Source organism: Bacillota bacterium (assembly GCA_009711825.1).
Lineage (GTDB): Bacteria > Bacillota > Proteinivoracia > UBA4975 > VEMY01 > VEMY01.
On sequence record VEMY01000039.1, the window covers coordinates 83,016 to 91,254 of the forward strand.

Genomic DNA, 8,239 nt, shown 5'->3' on the forward strand with positions numbered 1-8,239 from the left:
GAGCTATCGGCTCAGCAGAAAATAGGGCAAGAAAATATCCGGGTCTGAAACCCCGGATATTTTTGTTGGTGGCCACGATGAGTCCGTAGCGCTATATGACTTGCCAGAAGTAAAATATCCAAGTCAACACAATCCCGGCGAAGGCAAAAAGAGTATAATGTAGCCTTCCAGCCAGTTTCCAATAAGATTTCTTCCAGGCAAGAACAGCAAAGATTACAATGGCAACTGCCAGCGCAACCATCACGTATGAAAGCGCTAAATCATAAAACTTAGCCCATGTTGAAGGTTGCGTAAAGGCAGCGACCGGCAAACCGTACACAGGGTCGATGTCACTCTCGGTAATAAACCCGACGACAAACGCAACGGCGCACAGGCCCTGGATAACTGCCAACCGTTTTGCCCACTTTGCATCTTTCGCATGTTCCTTGGATTGAGCAAGCTTCCGACGCAGCTTAAGCACACCGGCCTTAATACCCCAGTATAGTAGGCTGCCAATCATTATCAAAATGGAACCAAACAACATAATAAAGGTTATTCCAAATGTCTCATACCATTCAGCCCGCGAATAGCTCATCGGACCATCACTGATTAGCATAATTTTCCCCATGGGGTCTTTCGAGAATACAATTGTGCGGAAATCTCCACCATAGTCCTGTGCTCTGCCTTCTCTTAGATTATGATACACCCCCTGTTCTACTTCCACGAACCTATTTGTTTCTTCCAGGTGGGTAACCAACAAATAGCCCTCTTCATCGACACTTACATGAATTACGCCCATAAAAAGGCTTTGAAATTTATCTACATTGGTAAGGGCCCGCCGGTTTTGATGATATTCACCAACGAACTCCTGGGAACGTTCAGCCATATCTGCAGGCGCACCTGGAGCAGGCGCCTCTTCACCAGGAAAATACCTGTCCATAAACCCTTGAAATACTTCAAGATTTACGAGATAGCTTCCACCGCTATGAGAGATGAAAAATCCTACTTCTTCATCTGGAAGCAGATAGAGTCCTGTATCATAGAGCATAGTCCCACCGGGATATGGAATACATCGTGGCTGTTCACTGTGGCCTTTAAAAAACCATGGGCCATCCCGTCCAATCGGGGATGATGAGTAAATTGTTCGCTAAACATCTTGCTCACCGTTTGCTCCAGCAAAATGGTTTCGCCGTTTAACTGCCCTCCCTGAAGATAAGCCAGCATAAACCTGGCCATATCAGAAGCGCTGCTACTCATACTGCCAGAGGGCTCGGACATAAATTCAAATTTCCCCTCACGAAACTCCCCATCTACATACCGATAGGCTTTAGACATGTTCTCAGCCAAACCGGCAGGTAATGGCTGCTCAAATGTACTGTTTTTCATGCCCAAGGGGCTGTAAATAAACTCTTCAACATATTGGGAAAAAGGCACTCCTGATACAACCTCAACTATATACCCTGCTAATATAGTCCCATAATTTGAATAGGCGCTAACCTCGCCAGGAGGAAATAACCTTGCTGGCCTCTGCTCGCGAACATACTGAGCAAGAGGCATCAGGTCTTCCTCAGTAAGCGAAAACACACCCGTGAGTTTATCTTCAAATCCTGGCGTGTGGGACATAAGATGTCTCAAGGTTATTGGACCTACATCCTCTCTTTGCCTTCCATACTCCAGCTCGGAGGGAATCTCAAAGTCTAAGTACTGGTTAACATCCGTATCTAAGTCCAGCTTCCCTTGCTCTACCAACTGCATAACCGCTGTCCAGGTAAACAGCTTGGATGTAGACCCAATTCGAAACAGTGTTTTATCAGGGGCTACAGGCAATTCCTTTTCAATATCCGAAAAGCCGTAGCCCTTTGCTAATATTACTTCTCCTGACGCGACAACTGAGACAGTTAGATTCGGCACGTCAAACTCAGCCATCTGTTCAGCGATAACTGAATCCAAAAAGGCCTCCAGATCGGTGGCATCTAAGGGCGGCGCTGATGCTGACGCCGGGTTGAGGTTCATACCAAACATTAGTGTTAATAAACCAATTAAGGATAAGGTTAAGAACTTTTTCATATCTATCATTCCTCTCGGCAAGTTGTCTTTGGACAGTTTACCTAAGCGAAATATATTAAAAAACGCAATGCAGGACAATACTGCGCCAAATATGTTAGCAATGTGTAACGGGAGAGTCATTATAAGGACTTGTTGTCCTATAGGCCTAAAAAACCACCAGGACGATTTCAGGCAATAGAAATCCTCCCCCAGAAGCTTCTACACGTCAGCCTTCGGGGGAGGATTGTTGCAATTGCACATGTTATTTGGTTTACTCGGTTGGCTACCTGCTCAGAAAAGTATCTACTCCTTTTTCAGTCCCGAGGAGCTTATAACCCAGCAGCGCCGTGCCAACGGCAACGGCCAGCCATATCAAACCGTTCAGCAAGGGATTACCGGTAAACAGTACCATCTCAGAAACATTCTCCGTGGCCTCAGGATAGAACATACTGGCTACGGCGACACCGTTGTTCACAAAATGCATCAGCGCCGGCACCAGGATAGAGCCAGTTTTGAACAGCGCCAGGGTAAAGGCCAAGCCAAGGATAAAAGTCGGGGGCAGACGGATGAACTCAATGTGCATCAAAGAAAACATCAAACTGGTCAGGAATATTGCCGTCCCCGGCTTCACCCTCCCCTCCAGGGAAGAGAATACAAATCCCCGGAAGAACAGTTCCTCGCCGATGGCAGGTAACAGGGCCACAACCAGCAAGCTCACCCAGAGATTGCTGCCTCTCAAGGCATAGGTCAACTGCTCGGCAACTTCTTCGCCCTGGAGAAAGAAATGCAGCATTAGGTTGGCCAGAAGATTAACTGCGATAAACGCCCCCAGCCATAAAAGCAATGCGCCCAACACTTCCCTGAGGCGTGGCAGTTTCAGTTTGAATGTGTTTCTTAAATCTGCCTTCAAATAAAGTGCAGCGAGGATCGGCAGGGCTGCAATCAGCGCCTGGGTGGCGGCAATGCCGTAAAAGCCCAGTCTGATCATAAACAACGAACTGAGATAGAACATCGCCAACATGCCGAAAATATATAAAATCAACCCGTCACTGGGGCTAATCCTGGCCCCGGGAATAATATTGCTCCTTCTTTCCAGCAAGTTTAGGCCACTGCCAGCGCCGAAAAGAACGTCCTCAGAATTATAGATTTTTGCCAGGGCAATTACTGCGAGCACAGCATAGCCGATATTGCTGACGAGGACAATCGCCATATTGGCAAGATCGTAGTTGAGAATGAGCACATCTTTAATCAGCAAGAGAATATTCACCACAGGTATTGCCGCCGTTGCACTACTCAAGTTAAGGTCTGGAATCATTGTCACCATGGACGGCAACATGAAAATCAGCAGCACCGGCGTAATATAGTTATTGGCCTCTTTAAAGCTCTTGGCAAAGGATGTCACACAGAGAATCACGGCGCTGACAAACAGCGAAAACACAAGAATACATACAAAGGTAATAAGCAGAGGCAAAACCAGGGCGCTGACATTCAAGTCCATTGTAACACCAATCAGCCCGCTAACCAGAAATCCCCCCACCAGCGGAAGGGAAACGAAGTTTAGAACAGCTGAGGCTACTGCCACACTGGCCACAGCGAAGAATTTGCCGGCCATTAACTCTAGATTGCTCAGAGGCAGGGTGAGCAATGTTTCCAAGGTACCCCGCTCCTTTTCCCCCGAGGTCACATCAATAGCCGGATACACGGCGCCGGTAACTACCCCTACCACCAAAAAGAAGGGCAAGATTGAACCTAAAAACATCCCGGTCTTTTCTTCATCGGCGGCCGTATCTGCCATTCGATGGCCGATTGGCTCTAGGACAATCTCGGGATCCAGACCAGCCGTCTCCAGCTGCTCCCGAGTCAGCAACCGCTGATAATCTCCAAGCAGCTGCCGCACCCGGTTGGCGGCGCTACTACTGCCGGATTGTGCCGAATTATAATGAATCGTATATACATCCCGGCCGTTCTCCTCGGCCAGCGTTACATAGGCAGCAATCTCCCCGCTATCCAACGCTTCCTCTAAATTCCGGGGGTATTCAGGCTTAAGCCTGTACTTTTCGTAATCGGCAATCAGGCTGCCCAAACTGATTTCCATGGGAAAGTCAAAAGCTACTTCGAACTCCCGTTCAACTTCGGTCCGGGCAAGCATCATCCCCACCTGGGACCCAACCAGTAGCAAGAGCGGATAGAGAATCAGGGGCAGCAATATCATTATTGCCAAAGTGCGCTTATCCCGCAGGACATCGAGTATTTCTTTTTTATACACCGCAAACAAGGCTCTGGTTCTGAAATTAGCCAACCAACTCACCCCTCTCCCGAAGCAGAGCGATAAAAGCGTCCCGGACATTGTCGGTTCCGGTCTCATGCTTCAGCTCATCAGGACTGCCCTCAGCGATGGCAATCCCTTTATGCAAGAGAATAATTTTGTTGCAGATGGTCTCAGCCTCTTCCATGTAGTGGGTCGAATAAACCACACCCTTGCCCCGTGCACTCTCGGCCTGCATAAATTCTATTATCGAGTGGCTGCTGAGCACATCCAGGCCCAGGGTCGGCTCGTCAAATATGTACAAACTCGGCGAATGCACAAGGCACCGGGCTATCGACACCCGTTGAGTCTGACCGGTTGAGAGGTGTTCAATGCGTTCGTCGGCAAACTCGTCAATTGCCAGGAGGGTAATCACCTCTTCAACCCGGGCCACCGCCGTCTCCCTGGGAATATCGTAGAGCTCGCTGAAAATCAGCAACAGTTCCCGGGGCGTCATGCGTCCATAGAGCTTTGTATTCCCGGATAAATAGCCGATGGAGCGCTTGTAGCGGTTGGGGTCTTGGGCAACACTGCGCCCCGACAATGTAACAATCCCAGAGCTAGGTGTCATTATCCCCCCCACCATGCGGAGCAGAGTTGTCTTGCCGGCACCATTGGGACCCAGGATGCCAAATATATCACCGGGCTCAACTGTAAAACTTAAATCGTTCACTGCCAGGAATTCCTCACGGCGATTCTTTTCGCCCTTTATCTTAACGGAGCGCGCAAATTTTTTGCTTAGATTCTCAACTCTCAGCACAACTTTCACCTCTCTAAATCCAAGTTCGCTAGTAACTCCACAGAAATAAAAAACGCCGCCACATTCGGCGGCTTAGTGGATGCCCTTACCCCAAATGTTTAATCTCCTGTAACTAACGTCAAAACAAATCCCTCTTCCTCACCTCATCTTATACAAAACATTCCACCAAATCAACACAAACATAAAACCCTGCTGAGGCGCAGGGCTTATGTATTGAGTTAGTCAGCTATGAATTGCTCACGGTCGCTGCCGTCCGTGCGCACGCGATGCAACTGATACTGATATTCAGGTGTGCGTAATTGGTAGTAGATCCAGCCGTCGACAACATTAATAAAGTATGGCCTGTCCTCGGTGAGTTGCTGATTGCGACTGCCGTTAGTACGCATCTTGTTTATTGTCCGCTGGGCGTAATCGACGTAATACACCCAGTTACCGTCAACGTTGATTGCAAATGGACTGCCCTCATCAGTAAGTAACTGCCGATTGCTCCCATCAGTTTGCATCCGGTAGATCCCCTGATTTTCGGAATCAAAATAGTAAATCCAGTTACCGACTACATTAATTAACCCAGAGGATTCATTGTTCAGCTGCTCTGGCCCGCTTCCGTCGGTGCGCATACGCTGAATTGGCCCATCCCCAGCGTCACTAAAGGCAGTAAAGTACAGCCAGCCATCGGCAACGGTGAGCCAGCCACTTCTTTCCTGATGCAATAGCTCGCGGTCGCCACCGGTAACGGGCAACCGGTATATACCATCCTCAGATAAATAATAAACCCAGTCATTGACAACATTAACATAACCGGCGATGTCTTCGCTAAGTTTCTCTAGAGATTCGCCATTGGTGCGCAAGCGGTAAAGCCCTTCGCTTGAGCTAACATACAGCCAACCGTCAAGGAGATTAAGAAATTGCACACCGGGTAAGTCGACTAGCTTTTCGCTGTCTCCACCGGTGCTGCGCACCCGGTAAACAGCGTCCTGACTGCCACTAAGGTAATATACCCAGTCCCCATCGGTGGCGACAAACGCTTCATTAGCTATATTACCGAGCATCCATTTCCTTCCTGAGCACATAAAAAAAAAGGATATGGCGCCCCATATCCTTAACTGTTGTTTATCGTTTTGTCACGCCGAACGGATCATGACACTCGGTGCCAGCGTCATAAGTGGTTACTACATGAATTTCTGCTGACCCGTCGCGCATTAGGTGAACCGCTTTATACGGCGCACCATCATGGGAATCGGGATTAGTTGCATTCAGGTTGTCAATATAATCCTTGGGGGTAACCTGAAGCAGCACATAGCCACCAAGCTTTAATGTTTCGCGTGGTGGAATCCATTCAACTATACCCTGTGCGTTGGTGATGCCAATCATCTTAACTTCATCGCAGAAATGCCAAAACTCTACCTTGGGCACTACCGGGTTGGCAGGGTTATACGGGTCGGCGGGATCAGGTTTGCCCAGAGGATCATCAGGATGACTGTACTCCCAGTTGTAATAATCAACCCAGGACAGCTCCTCGATAGGAACATGGTGAAACTCTCGGGCGAGGATGAAGATTATCCCTTCCGGCGACTGTTCCCCGCCACTAATCGCGTTGGTAACCACCACATTATTGTAATCGATTATCGGCGTGGGATGACCAAGCTTAAAATTAGTCGAAAAGGTTTGATCTTCCCCGCGGGGGAACCCTTCTTCCAGACTCATCAAAACAAAATACTCTTTGCTGTAATTATCACCGATCTCAAACTCCGTAACTTCATACAGATTAAAAGTTTTGGTTTCTAGAGTCAATTCTACCGTTCCCAACCCGAGTTGGTTTGTTCCTCCCCGGCCCCGTTGCTCTACCTTCACGTGATAGCAACCGTCGCCAATTTCGGAGACAAGGTTTTCAACGTTGATATAAACATCCTCGTGGGTTCCGTTAGTAAACTCCCGAAACTCCTCCGACTTATCAGCTGCATTTGTGGGGAAAATCATCTCGATTTCTTCGTCATCATGGTCAGTAGGGGGGCCCTTGCGCTTATCATCCGGGCCAGGGTCTTTCGGCCCCTCTCCGTTCCCACGCTCAGCGTCACTGCTGCCCTTCTTTCCATTTCCGGGCACAACACTCTCGCTTTCATCAACTTCAGTATCATCTCCGTCAGGGTCCTGCGCAGGGGGCGCTACAACGTTCTCTTTATCGCCTGCGCCATGTCCATTCCGGCCGGTTGTTTCCTCAACGATAACGGCATCGTCGCTGTCTTTGCCATGCCCCTGCCCTCCCGAACCATTACCGGCGGCGAAACCTGTCGTGAAACTCATCACAACAAACAAAAACACCAACAAACATACGCCAAACTGTTTCCTTTGCATAGGCCTTCCTTCCATTAACTTTTTATTGGCATTTACCATAGGCTGTTGCAATTTGATTATATTTCCTGGCCTATTGAACATTGCGACCAGCAGCACCCCCTTAATTCACTTTACAAATGACAAGAGAAGCACACCTAGTCTATAGATATGTAAGAATGCAGAAAATTAAATCTCCCCTAAAGATAAAATTAGCTTATGCAGTTAAAAAACCGGCAGTATAGTTTATACTGCCGGGAGAGAAATATTTATTTCAACAGCCGGAATTTGTAAACATTAAGGTTTAACTTCGATTGAAATAAAAGTATCTTAACCTGGTCCGAAAAAACCCACTTGCTCCGGATCTCGATTGGTCTCCCGCGCAATCATTCACGCAATCTTGATCACGAATTCTTAGTCTTTGTTGGAGCCGATCGACCACAGAATCACTGCTCTCATTCGCATCCGCTTCGGAGTTATGCAACCTTGTTCTCAGTTGAGGACAGTCCTCTGGGCATTCACAATCGCGCGCTCTCAACCTATCTCTGAATTGGTCCTGGTCGCGGTCAAGGGCTATCTCAACGCACTCCCTGTCCATAGACCGGTCACGATCCCCATTCTCCTCCCCAAAACGGTTACCATTCTGAAATGCATAAGCAGTAGTCACAAACGAGCTGAAAACTAAAGCTAAAACAACTCAAGTTTCGCACACCCAAAACCCTGCTGACCTCCTGAAGTAACTAGGTAAGTCAGCAATAAATTGGCCATAAAGCTCCCTAATGTGCTCCTGATTTAGTCTAGCCCTGTTCATGACATATACA

General features: G+C 48.2%; 6 protein-coding genes. All 6 read right to left on the bottom strand.

Annotated features, from left to right (window positions below; genetic code table 11):
• Nucleotides 1-91: 91 nt before the first annotated feature.
• Complete coding sequence (locus FH749_12345; GenBank protein MTI96246.1) at nt 92-1,027, bottom strand: hypothetical protein; 936 nt, start codon at nt 1,025-1,027, stop codon at nt 92-94.
• Nucleotides 982-2,166, bottom strand: a complete 1,185-nt coding sequence (locus FH749_12350; GenBank protein MTI96247.1) for a serine hydrolase — start codon at nt 2,164-2,166, stop codon at nt 982-984. Before FH749_12350 ends, FH749_12345 begins: the two co-directional genes overlap by 46 nt.
• A 142-nt stretch (nt 2,167-2,308) precedes the next feature.
• The gene (locus FH749_12355; GenBank protein MTI96248.1) at nt 2,309-4,390 is read right to left on the bottom strand and encodes a CPBP family intramembrane metalloprotease; all 2,082 of its coding nucleotides are present in this window, start codon (nt 4,388-4,390) and stop codon (nt 2,309-2,311) included.
• Nucleotides 4,317-5,090, bottom strand: a complete 774-nt coding sequence (locus FH749_12360; protein ID MTI96249.1) for an ABC transporter ATP-binding protein — start codon at nt 5,088-5,090, stop codon at nt 4,317-4,319. Before FH749_12360 ends, FH749_12355 begins: the two co-directional genes overlap by 74 nt.
• A 218-nt stretch (nt 5,091-5,308) precedes the next feature.
• On the bottom strand, nt 5,309-6,160 hold the full coding sequence (locus tag FH749_12365) for a DUF5050 domain-containing protein (GenBank protein MTI96250.1): 852 nt from the start codon (nt 6,158-6,160) through the stop codon (nt 5,309-5,311).
• 40 nt (nt 6,161-6,200) lie between these two features.
• On the bottom strand, nt 6,201-7,442 hold the full coding sequence (locus tag FH749_12370; protein ID MTI96251.1) for a hypothetical protein: 1,242 nt from the start codon (nt 7,440-7,442) through the stop codon (nt 6,201-6,203).
• Nucleotides 7,443-8,239 lie beyond the last annotated feature (797 nt).

What these genes read in the sequence shown, in the direction of transcription:
- FH749_12345 (MTI96246.1), bottom strand. Translation starts at nt 1,027, where the DNA reads ATGCTCTATGATACAGGACTCTATCTGCTTCCAGATGAAGAAGTAGGA.
- FH749_12370 (MTI96251.1), bottom strand. Translation starts at nt 7,442, where the DNA reads ATGCAAAGGAAACAGTTTGGCGTATGTTTGTTGGTGTTTTTGTTTGTT.
- FH749_12365 (MTI96250.1), bottom strand. Translation starts at nt 6,160, where the DNA reads ATGTGCTCAGGAAGGAAATGGATGCTCGGTAATATAGCTAATGAAGCG.
- FH749_12350 (MTI96247.1), bottom strand. Translation starts at nt 2,166, where the DNA reads ATGACTCTCCCGTTACACATTGCTAACATATTTGGCGCAGTATTGTCC.
- FH749_12355 (MTI96248.1), bottom strand. Translation starts at nt 4,390, where the DNA reads ATGAGACCGGAACCGACAATGTCCGGGACGCTTTTATCGCTCTGCTTC.